21 protein-coding genes are annotated in these 17,070 nt (G+C 37.1%); 18 read left to right on the top strand and 3 right to left on the bottom strand.

Features of this window, described 5'->3' with window-relative positions; genetic code table 11:
• Positions 1–10: 10 nt before the first annotated feature.
• On the top strand, positions 11–1,099 hold the full coding sequence (locus BMW36_RS02040; RefSeq protein WP_089738467.1) for a DNA polymerase IV: 1,089 nt from the start codon (positions 11–13) through the stop codon (positions 1,097–1,099).
• A 24-nt stretch (positions 1,100–1,123) separates the two neighbouring features.
• Here the strand turns inward: BMW36_RS02040 and rnz are convergent, their stop codons facing one another.
• Both rnz and BMW36_RS02030 read right to left on the bottom strand, forming a co-directional pair.
• Positions 1,124–2,038 (bottom strand): ribonuclease Z, encoded by a 915-nt coding sequence (gene rnz / locus BMW36_RS02035; protein WP_089738464.1) that lies wholly within the window; start codon positions 2,036–2,038, stop codon positions 1,124–1,126.
• A 24-nt stretch (positions 2,039–2,062) separates the two neighbouring features.
• Positions 2,063–2,794, bottom strand: a complete 732-nt coding sequence (locus tag BMW36_RS02030; RefSeq protein ID WP_089738462.1) for a glycerophosphodiester phosphodiesterase — start codon at positions 2,792–2,794, stop codon at positions 2,063–2,065.
• A 190-nt stretch (positions 2,795–2,984) separates the two neighbouring features.
• Between BMW36_RS02030 and BMW36_RS02025 the strand changes: the two genes are divergently transcribed.
• The gene (locus BMW36_RS02025) at positions 2,985–3,776 is read left to right on the top strand and encodes an SDR family NAD(P)-dependent oxidoreductase (RefSeq protein WP_089738460.1); all 792 of its coding nucleotides are present in this window, start codon (positions 2,985–2,987) and stop codon (positions 3,774–3,776) included.
• A gap of 13 nt (positions 3,777–3,789) precedes the next feature.
• Complete coding sequence (locus BMW36_RS02020) at positions 3,790–4,107, top strand: iron-sulfur cluster biosynthesis family protein (protein ID WP_089738459.1); 318 nt, start codon at positions 3,790–3,792, stop codon at positions 4,105–4,107.
• Positions 4,108–4,205: 98 nt separating this feature from the next.
• On the opposite strand, the gene BMW36_RS02015 is transcribed toward BMW36_RS02020, so the two are convergent.
• Positions 4,206–5,120 (bottom strand): aldo/keto reductase, encoded by a 915-nt coding sequence (locus BMW36_RS02015; RefSeq protein ID WP_089738457.1) that lies wholly within the window; start codon positions 5,118–5,120, stop codon positions 4,206–4,208.
• 92 nt (positions 5,121–5,212) lie between these two features.
• On the opposite strand from BMW36_RS02015, the gene BMW36_RS02010 reads away from it, so the two are divergent.
• The 15 genes from BMW36_RS02010 (at position 5,213) to BMW36_RS01940 (ending at position 17,050) form a co-directional block, all read left to right on the top strand.
• Entirely contained in the window at positions 5,213–5,755 is a 543-nt protein-coding gene (locus tag BMW36_RS02010) for an NUDIX hydrolase (protein ID WP_089738455.1), read from the top strand.
• Between the two features lie 2 nt (positions 5,756–5,757).
• A complete protein-coding gene (locus BMW36_RS02005) occupies positions 5,758–6,918 on the top strand; it encodes an endonuclease Q family protein (protein ID WP_089738453.1) in 1,161 nt (386 codons plus the stop codon).
• A gap of 166 nt (positions 6,919–7,084) precedes the next feature.
• Positions 7,085–7,723: a stage II sporulation protein M gene (gene spoIIM, locus BMW36_RS02000; RefSeq protein ID WP_089738451.1), complete on the top strand. Its 639-nt coding sequence runs from the start codon at positions 7,085–7,087 to the stop codon at positions 7,721–7,723.
• Positions 7,724–7,830: 107 nt separating this feature from the next.
• Positions 7,831–8,280 carry a ferric iron uptake transcriptional regulator gene (gene fur / locus BMW36_RS01995; protein WP_089738449.1) on the top strand — a complete coding sequence of 150 codons (450 nt, stop codon included), beginning with the start codon at positions 7,831–7,833 and terminating at the stop codon, positions 8,278–8,280.
• A gap of 66 nt (positions 8,281–8,346) precedes the next feature.
• A complete protein-coding gene (locus BMW36_RS01990) occupies positions 8,347–8,571 on the top strand; it encodes a DUF4227 family protein (protein ID WP_342707242.1) in 225 nt (74 codons plus the stop codon).
• Positions 8,572–8,582: 11 nt separating this feature from the next.
• Positions 8,583–9,464, top strand: coding sequence for a site-specific tyrosine recombinase XerD (gene xerD, locus BMW36_RS01985; protein WP_089738863.1), 882 nt, complete (start codon positions 8,583–8,585; stop codon positions 9,462–9,464).
• 101 nt (positions 9,465–9,565) lie between these two features.
• Positions 9,566–10,747 carry a phosphopentomutase gene (deoB, locus tag BMW36_RS01980; protein WP_089738445.1) on the top strand — a complete coding sequence of 394 codons (1,182 nt, stop codon included), beginning with the start codon at positions 9,566–9,568 and terminating at the stop codon, positions 10,745–10,747.
• Between the two features lie 2 nt (positions 10,748–10,749).
• A complete protein-coding gene (locus BMW36_RS01975) occupies positions 10,750–11,568 on the top strand; it encodes a purine-nucleoside phosphorylase (RefSeq protein ID WP_089738443.1) in 819 nt (272 codons plus the stop codon).
• A gap of 26 nt (positions 11,569–11,594) precedes the next feature.
• Positions 11,595–12,896 carry a pyrimidine-nucleoside phosphorylase gene (locus BMW36_RS01970; protein ID WP_089738441.1) on the top strand — a complete coding sequence of 434 codons (1,302 nt, stop codon included), beginning with the start codon at positions 11,595–11,597 and terminating at the stop codon, positions 12,894–12,896.
• A 104-nt stretch (positions 12,897–13,000) separates the two neighbouring features.
• Complete coding sequence (locus tag BMW36_RS01965) at positions 13,001–14,206, top strand: D-alanyl-D-alanine carboxypeptidase family protein (protein ID WP_425431911.1); 1,206 nt, start codon at positions 13,001–13,003, stop codon at positions 14,204–14,206.
• A gap of 130 nt (positions 14,207–14,336) precedes the next feature.
• Positions 14,337–14,663 carry an anti-sigma F factor antagonist gene (spoIIAA, locus tag BMW36_RS01960; RefSeq protein ID WP_089738859.1) on the top strand — a complete coding sequence of 109 codons (327 nt, stop codon included), beginning with the start codon at positions 14,337–14,339 and terminating at the stop codon, positions 14,661–14,663.
• Entirely contained in the window at positions 14,660–15,100 is a 441-nt protein-coding gene (gene spoIIAB / locus BMW36_RS01955; protein WP_089738439.1) for an anti-sigma F factor, read from the top strand. The genes spoIIAA and spoIIAB overlap by 4 nt, the downstream gene beginning before the upstream one ends.
• A 9-nt stretch (positions 15,101–15,109) precedes the next feature.
• Entirely contained in the window at positions 15,110–15,853 is a 744-nt protein-coding gene (sigF, locus tag BMW36_RS01950) for an RNA polymerase sporulation sigma factor SigF (RefSeq protein ID WP_425431910.1), read from the top strand.
• A gap of 155 nt (positions 15,854–16,008) precedes the next feature.
• A complete protein-coding gene (locus tag BMW36_RS01945) occupies positions 16,009–16,620 on the top strand; it encodes a stage V sporulation protein AA (protein WP_089738435.1) in 612 nt (203 codons plus the stop codon).
• On the top strand, positions 16,610–17,050 hold the full coding sequence (locus BMW36_RS01940; protein ID WP_089738433.1) for a stage V sporulation protein AB: 441 nt from the start codon (positions 16,610–16,612) through the stop codon (positions 17,048–17,050). The genes BMW36_RS01945 and BMW36_RS01940 overlap by 11 nt, the downstream gene beginning before the upstream one ends.
• The last annotated feature ends 20 nt before the right edge of the window (positions 17,051–17,070 follow it).

Raw genomic sequence — 17,070 nt, 5'->3', positions numbered from 1 at the left:
GTGAAGTGTTATGAAAAGTTGGTATCCGAAAAACGGTTATGTTATTTTGCATGTTGATATGAATTGTTTCTATGCCTCTGTTGAAATAGCTGATAAACCGGAACTGAAAGGTAAACCAGTAGCGATAGCTGGTAATCCTGATGAACGGAAAGGGATTATAGTAACATGCAGCTATGAGGCGAGAAATTTCGGCGTGAAAACTACTATGCCATTATGGGAAGCTAGAAAGCTCTGTCCAAAGCTGGTTGTACTGAGACCGGACTTTCCAAGATACAGGGAAGTATCTCAACAAATATTTAAATTACTGGAATCATACACCCCGTATGTAGAACCTGTATCTATTGATGAGGCATTCGTGGATATTACCACATGCAGTCACTTAGGCAGTCCTGTGGAAATCGCGCATTCTATTCAAAAAGAACTTCTTGTACAGTTAAATTTACCATCAAGTATTGGTATTGCCCCGAATAAGTTCTTAGCAAAAATGGGCTCAGATATGAAAAAACCGAACGGCATCACTATACTTAGAAAAAGGGATATTCAGTCAAAACTATGGCCGCTGCCTGTGGAGGAAATGTACGGGGTTGGAAGAAAATCTGCTGAAAAACTTAGGAAACATAATATAAATAATATTGGAGAAATTGCAAATGCTGATCCACAGCTCCTGAAGATGCTGCTTGGAATTAATGGTGAAAAATTAAAAGCTAGAGCTTCAGGAAATGATCCCAGACCTGTTGATCCTCTTCAAGCAGCTGCTTTCAAAAGTATTGGAAGTTCTGCAACATTCCCGAAAGATATATTAGATTATGATGAATTAATCCTTCAGTTGAATGATATTGCATACAATGTTGCGGTTCGGTTAGACAGAAAAAACGCTGTCAGTGATGCAATTCAAATAATGATCCGTTATGGTAATCGAAAAACGATCACAAGAAGGATGAAATTGCCAACATACATTATTTCCAAGGAGGATATATTTTATTATAGTGAATTATTGTTAAATCAGCATTGGAATGGTGAAGCAATTAGACTTCTTGGTATTACGATGCAGGATGCGAAGAGAAAAGAAGATGTCACATACCAGCTTAGTTTCTTCTAACTAAAACTATACTCGGTTTGCTTATTAAACAGTAAACCGAGTATAGTCTTTTGCAATTTCTGTATTCGGGAAGATGCTCTTAGCCTCTTTTACAAGGTTTTCATAGTCCTGCTCTTGAAACCTTGCTGAAATATGAGTTAATATAAGTTTCTTTGCCTTTGCATTTTTTGCAATGGCAGCTGCCTGAATCGTTGTTGAATGGTAATATTCATTTGCAAGCTCCTCCTGTGAACCTGAAAAAGTCGCCTCATGTATGAGGAGATCCGCATTCTCCGCCAGTAAGTAATGTGTTTCCTTAAAGCGCGTATCCCCAAATATAACAACAACTTTTCCTTGCTTGGACTTTCCGATGAAACGGGAAGTATCTATCACCTCTCCGCTTGGCAGTGTAACTGTCGGATTGTTTTTTATTTGCTGATAGATAGGACCTGGTGGAATGTTTTGTTTTTTTAGTTCTTCCACTAATAAAGCTCCGGGAAGATCTTTTTCCACAATTCGATATCCGAAACTAGTAATTCCGTGATCTAGTGACTGTGCAATCACCTTAAACTTATCATCCTCATAAATGATCCCATCACTAATTTCAACAAACTTTATTGAATAAGAAAGATGCGTTTGACTAATTGTTAAACACGTCCTTACAAATTGCTCCAAACCTTCTGGTCCATAAATAGTTACAGGGTCTGAACCTCCCTGGAACGAACGACTGCTCAAGAAACCTGGAAGTCCGTATATATGATCACCGTGTAGATGGGTAATAAAGATCTTTGTTACTTTACGGGGTTTTATGTTTGTATGTAAAATCTGGTGCTGGGTTGCTTCCCCGCAGTCAAACATCCACATTGATTGATTTTCCTGTAATAAATCGAGTATAACGGATGTAACATTCCTGCTTTTACTAGGTAAACCGGCACCAGTCCCTAAAAAAACGACTTGCATATCTTCACTCCTTCAATTCCCTTCTCATGTAAGTCTGTTTCTAACTGAAATGGCTGTATCTGGAACGTCAGTAAACAGGGCATGGCATTTGTTTTTTATTACTCTTGAAAGTGAGAATGGCTGATTAACCGTGTAAACGGCGATGTATAATTTATTCTCGGCTGCCTTTTCCACTAGTTTCCTTGAAAGCAGTCGATAACGTATATGCAAACCATCTACACCCAATTGTTTCCCATCCTCAATTAGACTGTTTGACCTTTTACTTGTTAATAATGCTGTTGGGATATCATATTTCAGTTTAGTTATTTCTTTCAGACTTTTTCTGTTAAATGAAGAGATTACTACATTGCTATCCATGTTGTAGGTCTTTACTTTCTCACACACTATTTTTTCCAAATTGGGATATTCAATCAGGTTATTCTTTAACTCTATATTTAATTTCAATTGCTTATCTTGATTCCATTCTAGTAAATCATCGAGTGCAGGAATTACAGTGTGGCGGTATTTGTCGGAATGCCAGTAGCCGGCATCAAGCATTTTCAGCTCCTCATACGTATGATCCTGCACAAACCCAGCTCCATTTGTTGTTCTTCGCAAATTTTCATCATGAATTAACACCGGAATATTATCTTTTGTTAATTGTACATCTGTCTCGATACCATCTGCTCCTAGTTCATATGCTAATTCAAATGCTGGCATGGTGTTTTCGGGTGCTTGCTTACTTGCCCCTCTGTGTGCATAAATGATTGTTGACATATTGTTTCCCCCATCCTCTACAAACGAATCATCATTTAGGAATATAATTGTTTATTTTGCTTCATTTCCAATAACATGTCAAATTCTCATGCTTCTATCATTCATAGTATGCAGCTCTCTTCGTAGTATTAATGATCTTTTTCATTCGATTGTCCATGATTTCATGTTAGAATAAAATTGGTGATGTAAAATGAATTCATTAAAAGGGAAGGTAGCACTTATAACGGGGGCTTCCTCTGGTATCGGTAAAGAGATCACTTTACAATTAGCCAGCAGAGGAGTTACTCCGGTAATGATTGCCAGATCAGAAGAAGTTATGCAATCATTACAACAGGAAATAAATAAGAATTATAATATGAACTCCTATTATTACAGTGTAGATTTAACAGATGAAAAAGAGTGGGAAAGGACCATTAACGAAATACAAATCACGCTTCCTGCTATAGATATTATTATTAATAATGCAGGTTTCGGCATTTTCGAACTATTTGATCAAATGAATTGGGAAAAAGCAGAACAAATGCTCTTATTAAACACTCATAGTTTAATGTATACGACGTACCGGTTTCTTCCTTTGTTGAAGCGAAAAAGCCAGGCACATATAATCAACATTGCCTCACAGGCAGGCAGAATATCCACTCCAAAAGCTGCGGTTTACAGTGCATCAAAAGCAGCGGTGATAAGTTTTACGAATGCTTTGCGAATGGAATTAGCTGCAACGGATGTGAAAGTAACATCAGTAAACCTAGGTCCTGTAAAGACTTCATTTTTTGATCAGGCAGATCCTTCTGGAAAGTATCTAAGCAGTGTGGGACGTTATATGCTGGACCCTGGAGATGTTGCAAGCAGAATTTGCCGTATTATATTTACAAAAAAGCGGGAAATAAACTTACCTTACTGGATGCACATAGGATCCAAGTTGTATCAACTTAGTCCTAACTTAATGGAAAAAGTATTACGCAAACAGTTTGAGAGGAAATAAGGAGGTTTTACTAGTGGAACTTACGATCACAAAACAAGCATTGGAAAAAGTAGAGGAAAATAGAGATATAAATGACCGCTATCTTTTCCTGACATATGACATTGACGGATGTGGCTGCGGGGTAAATGGCATGCCGACGATAAGCTGGAAGGAAGAAAAGGAAGATTCTGATATTCCAGTTACATGTGAAGAAATACCGGTCATTGTACATTATCAGCAAAAAGTTTTCTTTGCTAAAAATATGAAACTCGACTTTAATGGTCAGACATTTCGTCTTTCCAGTACTGAAGGGATGCTGAATCCGTTTATCCCTTTAAATGCTCTCCAATAAAATGGCAATGGCCCAGAATCTATCTGCAAAAAAATTACCCGCAGAGCGGTTTTATATCCACTGCGGGTAATTGTATGAAGAAGAATATTCTCTTATAATCATCTATGCTGGGAGTAGCGGAACGATTTCACAATCTGTCTCACCTCTGCTATCTGTTCAGGGCGGAATTGCTGGGTAACTGCCTCAATGTTATCCATTAATTGAGCGTTTGAGCTTGCTCCTGCTACAACAGACGTAACAGCATGTTCTGCTAATACATAGTTTATAGCTAGTCCATTTAAGGTTTGTCCAGCTTCTAAGATGTGCGATAATTGTTTTACTGATTCGGTAAGCTCATTTTGACTGAAGTTTAAATAACCTTTTTGTGCTTTCTCCGAGATTATGGACAGTGCTTTTGAGCTTAACATGCCTTTGGCAAGCGACCCTCTCGTAACAACACTAATCTCGTTTTGTTCTAATAAACGTAGTATTTCTTCTTCAGGGCGTCTGTCAAAAATACTGTATTGCATCATCACACTTACAATATTTGATTTTTTTACATATTCCCTTATCACATTTGGTCGAATGGATGATATTCCGTAGTATCTTATTACTCCTTCTTTAACGAGTTCTTCAAATGCTTCAATTGTTTCCTCAATCGGATCATCTATCGTTCCCCCATGAAGCTGGTACAGATCGATATAATCAGTTTGTAATCTTAGTAAACTATTTTTTACCTGATTTTTTATATAGTCTTTTGATGGATCCCAGAACCAGCTGCCGGCCTCTTTTAAATGATTTCCAACTTTGGTTGCAAGAATAATATCTTTGCGTTTAGACTTAATTGCTTCCCCAACAATTTCTTCATTCATACCTTGATCATATAAATCAGCAGTGTCCAAATAATTTATTCCTTGATCTACTGCAGCATCAATAATACTACGCGCCTTTTTAAGGTCTGTTCCTAGTGACATACATCCTAGTGATAATTGAGATACGTTTAAGTCCGATTTCCCTAAATTGTTATATAACATTGCGATCTCCTTTCTATTATGAGTTATTTCATATTCATTGTATATATTACTGAAAAGAAATACAATGAATGAAGATGAAAGGGTGGAGAACTATGAATTTTGAAGAGAAAACAGTACACAGTAAAAAGATTTATGATGGGAAAGTAATTAATCTTCAACTCGATGAAGTCACACTCCCGAATGGGAAAACTTCTTCCAGGGAAATTGTTAAACACCCCGGTGCGGTAGCGGTAATTGCGGTTACTGAGAATAACAAAGTTATTTTCGTCAAACAATATCGTAAAGCACTGGAAAAAACATTGGTTGAAATACCTGCAGGTAAAATGGAGAAAGATGAACCTCCGGAATTGACAGCGGTTCGGGAATTAGAAGAAGAAACCGGATATACTACAGAACATTTAAGCTTTGTCACTTCATTTTACACATCGCCTGGCTTTGCAGATGAAATCATATATTTATATGAAACAAATCAATTGAAACTATTGGAGGAAAAGAAAGCACTGGATGAGGATGAGTTTGTCGAACTTCTTGAACTCTCTCTTACTGAGGCAGAAGAACTGGTAAGAGACCAGCAAATTCATGATGCAAAAACGGCATTTGCAATTCAATATTTAAAAAGTAAAGGTATGAAATAGGAATGGAACAGTTTTTTGCAGATCTGCATATTCATGTGGGCAGAAATAAATATGGTAAGCCAGTTAAAATTACAGGAGCAAAGTCTTTGACGATCACTAATATTCTAAAAGAAGCTTCTGACCGAAAAGGGATAAATATCGTCGGAGTAATCGATTGCCATGCTCCTTCCGTATTAGAAGAACTGGAAGACAGCATCAATAGTGGAATAGCAGTTGAAGAGGTAGATGGAGGAATCAGATATAAAAATACTACTTTATTTTTAGGTAGTGAAATTGAAATATATGATCACAAATGTCAGGGGCCTATTCATGTTCTCTGCTACTTTCCGGCTATCAAGATAATGAAGCAATTTACTGATTGGCTGAGTCATCATATGAAAAATATAGAACTCAGCTCCCAACGTTACTATGGAACGGCGATAGAATTACAGGAAAAAGTAAAAGAGCTGGATGGGATATTTATCCCCGCACATATTTTCACACCGTTCAAAAGCACGTTTGGAAAAGGTGTTAAGCGATCAATGGGGGAGGTATTCAATACCAGGTTAGTCGATGGCGTGGAATTAGGTCTAAGTTCGGATACTTATATGGCAGATCAGATAAAGGAACTTCATGCATACCCTTTCCTTACTAATTCTGATGCACATTCACTCGGGAAAATCGGAAGAGAGTATCAGCTGCTGGAGATGGAGGCACCTACTTTTTCAGAATGGAAAAAGGTGCTGCACCATAAGGGAAACCGGAAGATTGTCGCCAACTACGGCATGCATCCAAAGTTAGGGAAATATTATGCGACAGTATGCAAAAATTGTTTATCTCCTGTGCCTCATGAGTCACCTTGCCCTGTTTGCGGATCATCAAGTGTTATCAGAGGAGTTTCTGACAGGATAAATGAACTTGCGAGTAATGAACCCAATCCAAATAAGCGACCGCCATATATTTATCAGGTGCCTTTGGAGTATATTCCAGGCTTAGGAAAGAAAACTTTTGAAAAGCTGTTAGATCACTTCCATAATGAAATGAATATTATTCACTATGTACCTTATGATCATTTAAAGGATGTCGTAGGGGACAGGATTGCAAACTCTATTATGAACATAAGAAATGGTGTTGTGGAGATAGAACAAGGAGGCGGCGGGAAATATGGAAAATGGTTAAGTTGATTCAAAAAGATAATCACAGAGCTAACAACGGTAATACGCCTGCTGTTGAAAGTTTCTTTGCTTTTGCGATCAGATTAAGGGGATGCAAATGGCAAACGAATCTGTTCTATTTCTATCATCCTCTTCATAGATTTAAGTGATAATATGAATAGAGGATGTGAAAGTTATGACGAAAAAAGGAAATGTCATTGTAAACCACTTAAATCAGTACTATACCATTTACATTTTTACCGTAATTTTGTTTTTAACAGGTATCATCTTTGGTGCCATAATTGTAAATAGTATGTCATTTATCCAGAAGCAGGATTTATATTTTTACTTAGAGAATTTTTTTCTTAATTTTCTACATGACGAAAATATCGTGCAGACAGACTTATTTAAAAATGCAATGCTTTATCATATTCAGTTTTTAGCATTACTTTTTTTCTTAGGATTAGCGGTAATTGGTTTGCCGATTATATGGATACTTTTATTTGTAAAAGGGGTAGCGGTTGGCTTTACTGTAGGTTATTTTGTTAATCAGCTTGGATGGAAAGGATTAATGCTAGCTTTTTCTTCCATAGCTTCCCAAAATATGGTGATAATACCGATCTACATTATAGCGAGCGCATTTGCGATGATTTTCTCTTTTACATTATTGCAGAGTATTCTTTCAAAAAGATATAAATTACCTGTAATCCAGGTATTTTACCGCTATATAGGTGTTTTTTTCATTTTAACTGTTGGTGCCGCTGCTGCAGCCGGATTGGAAAGTGTGATTTCCTATAAATCAATGCAAATGATATCCGATTATTTTATTAAATAATAATAATTATAATAAAATAATTAATATTCTTTATCTTTTTATAATTATTTTAATTGACACCCTTCCTTCCGATATTTATAATTGGGAATGTGAGGGAGGTCTTACTTATGGAACACCGCTTAGACCGGATTAAAAAAGAGTTGCATGCGCAAAGCTATAAATTGACACCGCAACGAGAAGCAACTGTGAGGGTGCTCTTGGAGAGAGAAGAGGATCATTTAAGCGCAGAAGACGTTTATTTATTAGTAAAAGAAAAAGCGCCGGAGATAGGCTTGGCAACTGTATATAGAACGTTGGAGCTTCTAACAGAATTAAAAGTAGTCGATAAGATTAACTTTGGTGATGGGGTATCTCGGTATGATCTTAGAAAAGAAGGAGCGAAACACTTCCATCATCATTTGGTTTGTACAGAATGCGGTTCTGTAGAAGAGATCGTTGACGACCTTCTGGAGGAAGTGGAGGAGATTGTCCAAAAAGACTGGGGTTTCCTTGTAAAAGATCATCGGTTAACCTTTCATGGAGTTTGTCGAAAATGTCAAGCGGATGATGATAAATAAAAGGTATATTTTCTCTATTTTCTGGCATAAATTCTAATAGAATAATATTTTCTATTAGGAGAATGTATGATGCAGGCAATTTTTCGGGTTTTTTATGAGATGTTGAAAGTATTTATTGTGTTCGTATTATGTACGTTCCTGTTTTATTATGTAATCAAAGCATTGCACCAGGAATATGAAAAATTAGACCGGTATGAGACACCGCAAGGAAGTGCTGTTAAAGTATTTCAGCAAGAAGAGAACACCGGCATGTGGGAACGTTTAAATATTTTTTTTCGATTGGGTGAGTAGTCATGGATGAGATGCAATATGCAATGGAAGATTTTTTTCATTATTTACAGATAGAACGGGGTCTTTCATCCAATACAATACAGGCTTACAGGCGTGACCTGAAGCAATATCACACCTTTTTAACAGGCAGGCAAATCAGTCGCTGGGAAAATGTATCAAGGCATGATATTTTGCAATTCTTATATCAACTGAACGATTTGGGGAAATCAAGTGCTACTCTGGCCCGAGTGTTATCGACCATAAGGTTATTTCATCCTTTCTTAATGCGAGAGTATCAGATCTCTGAAGACCCCAGTATACATATAGAAACACCGAAAACAAACAGGCAATTGCCTAAAGTGCTATCAGTTGGAGAAGTTGACAGGCTGCTGACTTTTACCGATGAAGACAAGTTTGCTTTTAGAAACAAGGCGATGCTTGAGACGATGTATGCGACTGGATTAAGGGTGACAGAATTAATTGAGCTGACTCTATCCGATTTGCATTTATCAATGGGATTTGTCCGCTGCTTTGGAAAAGGGTCCAAAGAAAGAATTGTACCATTAGGAGAAGTTGCGAGAGAGGCTTTAGAAAAGTACCTTGAGCACAGACCGCAATTCGTGAAGCATAAAAATACTGAGCAGGTTTTTGTTAACCACCACGGGAATGCCTTATCAAGACAGGGTTTTTGGAAAATTATAAAGCAAATAGCAAAAAGCGCAGGGATAAATAAAGAAATTTCTCCACATACACTCCGACATTCTTTTGCAACACATTTGTTAGAAAATGGAGCAGATTTGCGGGCAGTACAGGAAATGCTTGGCCATGCCGATATATCTACAACACAAATTTATACACATGTTTCTAAATCCAGACTTAAGGATATATATAAAGCTCACCATCCCAGAGCATAAATGGCCACGACAAAAAAGCGTGGTTTTTTCTTTTTAGAATGGTGAAAGATTTAAGCTTATTAGGATAAGATAAAGGGTAAAGTTGGACAGGAGGGATTTATATGGCTTTTAAGCGTATTTTTCTAATTGTATTAGATTCAGTGGGGATTGGGGAGGCACCGGATGCCAGCCAGTTTAATGATACAGGTGCTGATACCTTAGGGCATATTGCGGAATATCGAAATGGGTTAAACATGCCAAATTTAGCTTCATTAGGACTTAGTAACATTCGGGAAATAAAAGGGATAGCGAAAAGTGAACAACCGTTAGCATATTTTACAAAAATGAAGGAAGCCTCTAACGGAAAGGATACCATGACAGGTCACTGGGAGATCATGGGCTTACATATTGAGACACCTTTCCGAACTTTCGAGAAATTTCCTGACGAATTAATTAATGAGCTGGAGAAGAGGACAGGCCGAAAAGTGATAGGGAACAAACCTGCTTCTGGTACGGAAATTATAAAGGAACTGGGCAAGGAACATATGGAAACGGGAAGCCTCATCGTGTATACATCAGCAGATTCAGTACTTCAGATTGCTGCACATGAAGATATTGTACCAATTGATGAGCTTTATCGAATATGTGAAATTGCCAGAGAGTTAACGCTTGACGAAAGATATATGATAGGCCGGGTTATAGCAAGACCTTTTACAGGGCAGCCGGGAGCATTTGAAAGAACCTCAAACAGGCATGACTATGCATTAAAACCTTTTGGCAGAACGGTAATGAATGAACTGAAAGATGCAGGGTTGGATGTAGTTGCCTTAGGGAAAATAACAGATATATATGATGGCGAAGGTGTAACGGAAACTATCCGCACGAAGGATAATGAAGACGGAATGCAGAAATTTATTGATTCTATGGATAAACAATTTCAGGGCTTAAATTTTCTCAACCTTGTTGATTTTGATGCAAAGTATGGACATAGAAGAGATCCCGAAGGTTACGCTGAGGCACTGGAGAAGTTCGACCAGCGACTGCCGGAAATGCTGGATAAATTAAAAGCGGATGATTTACTTATCATTACAGCTGATCATGGAAATGATCCTACCCATCACGGAACAGATCATACAAGAGAATATGTACCCTTATTAGTTTATAACCGTGAAACCAAAGGAAAAGAATTGCCTGTTAGAAACACTTTTGCAGATATAGGTGCAACTATAGCGGATAACTTTAATGTAAATTTGCCGAGTAATGGAACAAGCTTCCTTCCGGATATAACAAATGGAGGAGAGTAATAATGAATCATGCACAAATAGAAGAAGCAGTTCAGTATATACAAAAGAAAGTAAGTGGAAAAGCTGATATTGGGCTTATACTTGGTTCAGGTCTTGGTGTATTAGCAGAGGAATTAGTTGAGACCACTGCTATTGATTATGAGCAAATTCCTCATTTTCCAGTATCAACGGTAGAAGGCCACAGTGGCAGGTTAGTATTCGGTAAGTTAGAAGGTGTTAATGTTGTTGTAATGCAAGGTCGCTTTCATTACTATGAAGGGTACTCACTGGAACAGGTAACCTTTCCGGTCCGTGTATTCCAGCTGCTTGGAATTGAACAGCTGATTGTTACAAATGCTGCTGGTGGTATAAATGAAAGCTTTTCTGCAGGAGATTTAATGATCATAACCGATCATATTAATAATTTAGGCTCTAATCCCTTAATTGGGCGCAATGAAAAAGTATTAGGAGAAAGATTTCCTGACATGTCGCAAGCTTATGACAGGGATCTGATTGAAATTGCCAAAAAATGTGCTGATAAGGTAAATATAGCAGTAAAGGAAGGGACTTATGTAGCAAATACCGGACCTTCTTATGAAACACCCGCTGAAGTAAGAATGCTCCGCCGATTAGGTGGAGATGCAGTTGGAATGTCTACAGTTCCCGAAGTGATTATTGCAAGACACGCCAAAATGCGTGTTCTCGGAATTTCCTGCATTTCCAATATGGCTGCAGGTATTTTAGACCAGCCGCTTAGTCATGAGGAAGTAATCGAAACTACAGAAAAAGTAAAAGAGAATTTTATTCAATTGGTACGTAAGGTTATTCAGGAACTGACCTAATTTAATTAGCGAAAAGGATTGATTATATGCGGATGGTAGATCTGATAGCCAAGAAAAGAAATGGGATGAAGTTGTCAGAAGCAGAAATCAAATTTGTTATCGAGAACTATATGGCAGAGACTATACCTGACTATCAATTATCAGCATTAATGATGGCGGTATACTTTCAGGGGATGGACCAGGAGGAAACAGCGTTCCTTACAAAGTATATGGTGGAATCTGGTGATACGATTGACTTGTCTGCAATAAATGGTCACAAAGTGGATAAACATTCCACAGGCGGCGTTGGTGATAAGACTACATTTATTGTTGGACCATTAGTTGCAGCAGCAGGGATCCCAGTAGCCAAAATGTCAGGACGGGGACTAGGTCATACAGGTGGTACAATTGATAAACTAGAGTCGATCCCAGGTTTTAAAGTGGAATTGACCAACGAACAATTTATTGAAAATGTCAATAAATATAAGTTAGCGGTTGTGGGCCAGACAGGAAATTTAGCTCCTGCAGATAAGCAGTTATATGCACTGAGAGATGTTACTGCAACCGTTAATTCGATTCCTCTGATTGCTAGTTCTATTATGAGTAAGAAAATAGCTTCTGGAGCTGATAGTATTGTACTCGATGTAAAAACAGGCAGTGGGGCATTCATGAAAACGCTGGAAGACTCCAGAAAGCTGGCAGAGGAAATGGTAACTATTGGAAAACAATTAAAACGAAATACAGTGGCCATTATTAGTGATATGAATCAGCCGCTGGGCTATGAAATTGGTAATGCAAATGAAGTGAAAGAAGCGGTTAAGGTACTGCAGGGAGAAAATGTGGAAGATTTACGAGTGTTAGCGCTAGAATTAGCTGCACATATGACAATCTTAGCAGGAATTTATCCGGATTATGATAAAGCAGTTCACGAATTATCACGCTTAATCGATAATGGGGAAGCCCTTCAGGCATTTAAAAACTTTGTAGAAGCACAAAATGGTGATATATCTGTAATTGAAAATTTAGACAAATTACCATCAGCTGCTTATCATATAAGTGTAAAGGCAGAAGCGGAAGGGTATGTCCATGAAATGGATGCTGAATCTGTCGGCATAGCTGCAATGCATCTAGGTGCTGGCAGAGCGAGGAAAGATGATAAAATTAATCACGGAGTTGGCATCACCTTGCATAAAAAAATTGCAGATATAGTTAAAGAAGGTGATACGCTTGCCACATTGCATACGGACACTAACAGCAATGATGATATAATCAAACTGATACAGAATGCTTATACAATAAAAGAACAGGTAATTCAGAAGAACACAATGATTTATGATGTAATTAAATAAGATACATTTTAGAGAAGAGATGATTATCTAGCGGTAATCATCTTTTTTTGTTATATATTTAGATTATTTTGGCAAAAATAGATATTGTTAATAATCGGAGGTGTATGAATTTGAATAAGTTAATCAATGCGCTAAAAATCTTTATCAGTTTTTCATTAGTACTATGTGTGAGTGTTGAAATGGATTTGTATGCTGATCATCATGAAACAGAATCTGTTAGTGAAACGGAATCGCAGGACTTAGCACCTAATTCAAAGTCGGCCATATTAATTGAACGGGATACAGGAGAAGTTATATTTGAAAAGAATGCACAAAACGTTCTTCCACCGGCGAGTATGACTAAAATTATGACAATGTTATTGATAATGGAGGAACTTGAAGGTGGGAATTTATCGCTTTCTGAAAAAGTAAGAATTAGTGAAAAAGCGGCATCCATGGGCGGATCGCAAATCTTCCTGGAAGAAGGGGAAGAAATGACCGTTGATGATTTATTAAAAGGTATTGCAGTTGCTTCGGGAAATGATGCATCAGTAGCTTTAGCTGAAAGAATCGGAGGAAGTGAAGAAGAATTTGTAAAAATGATGAATCAGAAGGCTAAAGAATTGGGACTTAAAAATACACTGTTTCAAAATACAACAGGACTCCCTGCAGAGAACCATTACAGCACCGCAGAGGATATGGCTGTTATGGCGAAAGAATTGCTAAAATTCGAAGATATAACAAAATATACTAGTATTTATGAAGACTATTTACGAAAAGGCCAGGAGAACGAATTCTGGTTAGTAAATACAAATAAATTAGTGAAGTTTTACGAAGGGGTAGATGGCTTAAAAACAGGTTTCACCAATGAAGCGAAATATTGTTTAACAGCAACCGCTGAAAAGGATGGAATGCGTGTCATAGCTGTAGTGATGGGGGCAGATTCAACTAAAAACAGAAACAGTGATGTAAGTTCAATGCTGGATTATGTCTACAATAAATACACCACAAAGCAGTTGTTTAATAAAAACCAGGTAGTTACCAGTTTTAATTGGTTGAAAGCAAAGAACCAAAAAGTGAACATTATCACCAATGATTCTATCTCCATTTTACATAAGAAAGGAGAAGATTTGTCGGATATCGAAACAGATATAAAGATAAAGCAAGATATTACATTGCCAATTAAGAAAGGTACTGCAGTCGGGGTGCTGCAGGTAAAGAATAATGATGAGATATTAACCGAAACAGAGCTGGTTATTCAGGATGATATGGAGAAAGCTGGAACTTTCCAACTCGCAGCTAGGATTCTTGGTTCATTTCTTAGTAAATAATTGAAGGAAAAAATCGATTTAATTCTAGTTTTGTCAAGTAGCAGGAGTAAAGGGTGAAAAAATAGAAATATAGAATATACTATAAATTTTGGGAGGGATTACTTTGCAATTATTATCAGAATTTATTGCAATGGAGAATGTATTAATTGTTCGGTTAGATGGAGAATTGGATCATCACTCTGCTGCAAAATTAAAAATTGAATGGCAGGAACACATTCAAAAACACCAGACAAAACATGTTGTTTTAAACTTAGCTAATCTTCATTTTATGGATAGTTCCGGATTAGGTGTAGTTCTGGGAAGATATAAAGAAATTCAGCAATTAGGCGGTGAAATGGTTGTCTGCTCCATCTCTCCAACTGTGAAACGATTATTTGATATGTCAGGATTATTTAAAATCGTCAGGTTAGAACAGGATGAATCATTTGCTTTATTAACACTGGGGGTGGCATCATGAATAATTCGATGCAGTTGCAATTTAAAAGTATTAGTGAGAATGAAGCCTTCGCGAGAGTTTCTGTTGCGGCATTTGTTTCACAAATTGACCCAACAATGAATGAAATTACAGAAATTAAAACAGTAGTTTCGGAAGCCGTTACAAACGCTATTATCCATGGTTACGAAGAAGATCCCAATCAGACAGTTTTTATCGAGTGTGAAATAACAGATAGTACACTATCGATAGTAATTGAAGATCACGGTATCGGTATTGATAACGTTGATTTAGCCAAAGAACCTCTCTTTACCTCCAAACCGGAATTAGAACGTTCAGGTATGGGCTTTACTATTATGGAAAATTTTATGGATAAAGTGAATGTCATTTCAAAGCCCGGAATAGGTACCAAAGTTACTTTGATTAAAGATTTCCAAACAAGTAAAAGCCTTTGTAATTAGGTGATGCCAATGACAAAAATTCAAAATGCAAAGACATTGGATGATAAAGATGTCAAACGATACATTGAATTAAGCCAGCAGGGTGATGAGAATGCAAGAACCATCTTAGTAGAGAAAAATATTCGTCTGGTATGGTCAGTAGTCCAGCGTTTTCTTAATAGAGGATATGATCAGGATGATCTTTTTCAAATAGGTTGTATAGGATTGCTCAAGTCAATCGATAAATTTGATCTTTCATATGATGTCAAATTCTCCACATATGCTGTCCCAATGATAATTGGGGAGATTCAGCGTTTTATTCGGGATGATGGAACTGTAAAGGTAAGCCGCTCATTAAAAGAAGTGGGTAATAAAATTAGAAGGGCTGCAGATGAGTTAACGAAGGAACTGGGTAGAGTCCCGACCGTTCAGGAGATCGCTAACAAGCTCGAGCTAAGTCCTGAAGAAATCATTCATGCACAGGAAGCGACGAAAAAACCGCAGTCTATTCATGAAACAGTCTTTGAAAATGATGGGGATCCGATCACCTTGCTTGATCAGATAGCGGATTCCAATAATAATTGGTTTGATAAGATGACGATGGAGCAGTTAATTAATGAACTTGATCAAAGGGAACGGTTAATTGTTTATCTTAGGTATTATAAAGACCAGACACAGACAGAGGTTGCTAATCGGTTAGGCATCTCACAAGTGCAAGTTTCCCGGATAGAAAAAAGAATTTTGGAAAAAATGAAAGAAGAAATGTTGAATTAAATCTATGTACTGGAAAAGATAAGAGAGCGTGTAGAGGATATATCCTTTCATGCTCTTTTTTTATGGAGCGCGGTATATATTAGAATGGGATCAACTGTATAAAAAGAATTTTTATTAACATACTAAAAAAAAGAAAGTCTGGGAGGTATGAATCAATGGAAGAGAAAATTTACCTTCGATTAAAAAAAAGAATAACAGTTGATGCAAATCATCTCTTAAAATTGTCTGATGTTGCATATATAACCGGAAATATTCCGGATATATCAAAAATATATCACCTGAAAATTTATCAAATTACTGATAAGGATAAAAATGTTTCTGTTATAGATGGTTTTCTTCTGTTGGAACAACTTATTCAAGTATATCCAGCTATATCTTTTGAACTGGTCGGAACTAATCAAACCATTGTAGACATTAAGAAACAAAGAAAGAAAGCTAACATTCTTGTGATTACTTCAATATGGCTTTTGCTCTGTATCGGTTCCGCAATGGCGATAATGAACTTTCATTATGACGTAAGTATGATGGAAGTGCAGCAGAGTTTAGCATATATGTTAACTGGTGAGAAAGTTGACAAACCTTTATGGCTGCAAATACCGTACTCTTTTGGACTGGGGTTGGGAATGGTCCTGTTTTTTAATCATATTTTTAAAAAACGTTTTAATGAAGAACCAAGTCCGCTTGAGGTTGAAATGTTTAATTACCAACAGGATCTGGATGCCTATTTAATATGTCATGAAAATGTGATTACAAAAAATGATAAGTGATTCTATCCGTGTTTGGATCTTGGAAGTATTTATTGGTTTTGGTTCCGGAATAATGGTTGGTTCTGGCTTTGTTGCCTTTTTAACAGTATTAGGAATAATACCGAGACTTGTCCAACTTAGTAAATCGTATAGATTTCTTTCCTCGTACCAGACAAGTGTTATTATTGGTGCTTTACTTGGTACTTTTTTATCGTTTTCTACTGTAACTGTCAGCTTACCCGTTATTCTCCTTATAATATGGGGACTATTACATGGCGTTTTTGTAGGAATGTTGGCTGCAGGACTAACAGAAGTACTAAATGTATTCCCGATCCTAATGAAAAGGTTGGGAATCGAAAGAGAATTACTTTGGTTACTGATGGCTGTAGTAATTGGCAAAATAGCCGGATCAGTTTTTCACTGGACGATATTCGTAGATATTATGCACTAAAAATTTTTTTCTAAGGGGTC

The organism is Gracilibacillus ureilyticus (assembly GCF_900111195.1).
GTDB classification, from domain to species: domain Bacteria; phylum Bacillota; class Bacilli; order Bacillales; family Amphibacillaceae; genus Gracilibacillus; species Gracilibacillus ureilyticus.
The sequence above is the reverse complement of the archived record's forward strand: the minus strand, read 5'-3'. Positions and strand labels throughout refer to the sequence as shown.

Bases quoted from the DNA above. Each gene is read 5' to 3' on its own strand.
- BMW36_RS01970 (WP_089738441.1), top strand. From the start codon at position 11,595: ATGCGGATGGTAGATCTGATAGCCAAGAAAAGAAATGGGATGAAGTTG.
- BMW36_RS01990 (WP_342707242.1), top strand. From the start codon at position 8,347: ATGATGCAGGCAATTTTTCGGGTTTTTTATGAGATGTTGAAAGTATTT.
- rnz (WP_089738464.1), bottom strand. From the start codon at position 2,038: ATGCAAGTCGTTTTTTTAGGGACTGGTGCCGGTTTACCTAGTAAAAGC.
- deoB (WP_089738445.1), top strand. From the start codon at position 9,566: ATGGCTTTTAAGCGTATTTTTCTAATTGTATTAGATTCAGTGGGGATT.
- BMW36_RS02005 (WP_089738453.1), top strand. From the start codon at position 5,758: ATGGAACAGTTTTTTGCAGATCTGCATATTCATGTGGGCAGAAATAAA.
- BMW36_RS01965 (WP_425431911.1), top strand. From the start codon at position 13,001: ATGAATTTGAATAAGTTAATCAATGCGCTAAAAATCTTTATCAGTTTT.
- spoIIAB (WP_089738439.1), top strand. From the start codon at position 14,660: ATGAATAATTCGATGCAGTTGCAATTTAAAAGTATTAGTGAGAATGAA.
- BMW36_RS02030 (WP_089738462.1), bottom strand. From the start codon at position 2,794: ATGTCAACAATCATTTATGCACACAGAGGGGCAAGTAAGCAAGCACCC.
- BMW36_RS02025 (WP_089738460.1), top strand. From the start codon at position 2,985: ATGAATTCATTAAAAGGGAAGGTAGCACTTATAACGGGGGCTTCCTCT.
- BMW36_RS01945 (WP_089738435.1), top strand. From the start codon at position 16,009: ATGGAAGAGAAAATTTACCTTCGATTAAAAAAAAGAATAACAGTTGAT.
- BMW36_RS01940 (WP_089738433.1), top strand. From the start codon at position 16,610: ATGATAAGTGATTCTATCCGTGTTTGGATCTTGGAAGTATTTATTGGT.
- fur (WP_089738449.1), top strand. From the start codon at position 7,831: ATGGAACACCGCTTAGACCGGATTAAAAAAGAGTTGCATGCGCAAAGC.
- BMW36_RS02015 (WP_089738457.1), bottom strand. From the start codon at position 5,120: ATGTTATATAACAATTTAGGGAAATCGGACTTAAACGTATCTCAATTA.
- spoIIAA (WP_089738859.1), top strand. From the start codon at position 14,337: ATGGAGAATGTATTAATTGTTCGGTTAGATGGAGAATTGGATCATCAC.
- BMW36_RS02010 (WP_089738455.1), top strand. From the start codon at position 5,213: ATGAATTTTGAAGAGAAAACAGTACACAGTAAAAAGATTTATGATGGG.
- xerD (WP_089738863.1), top strand. From the start codon at position 8,583: ATGCAATATGCAATGGAAGATTTTTTTCATTATTTACAGATAGAACGG.
- BMW36_RS01975 (WP_089738443.1), top strand. From the start codon at position 10,750: ATGAATCATGCACAAATAGAAGAAGCAGTTCAGTATATACAAAAGAAA.
- sigF (WP_425431910.1), top strand. From the start codon at position 15,110: ATGACAAAAATTCAAAATGCAAAGACATTGGATGATAAAGATGTCAAA.
- BMW36_RS02040 (WP_089738467.1), top strand. From the start codon at position 11: ATGAAAAGTTGGTATCCGAAAAACGGTTATGTTATTTTGCATGTTGAT.
- spoIIM (WP_089738451.1), top strand. From the start codon at position 7,085: ATGACGAAAAAAGGAAATGTCATTGTAAACCACTTAAATCAGTACTAT.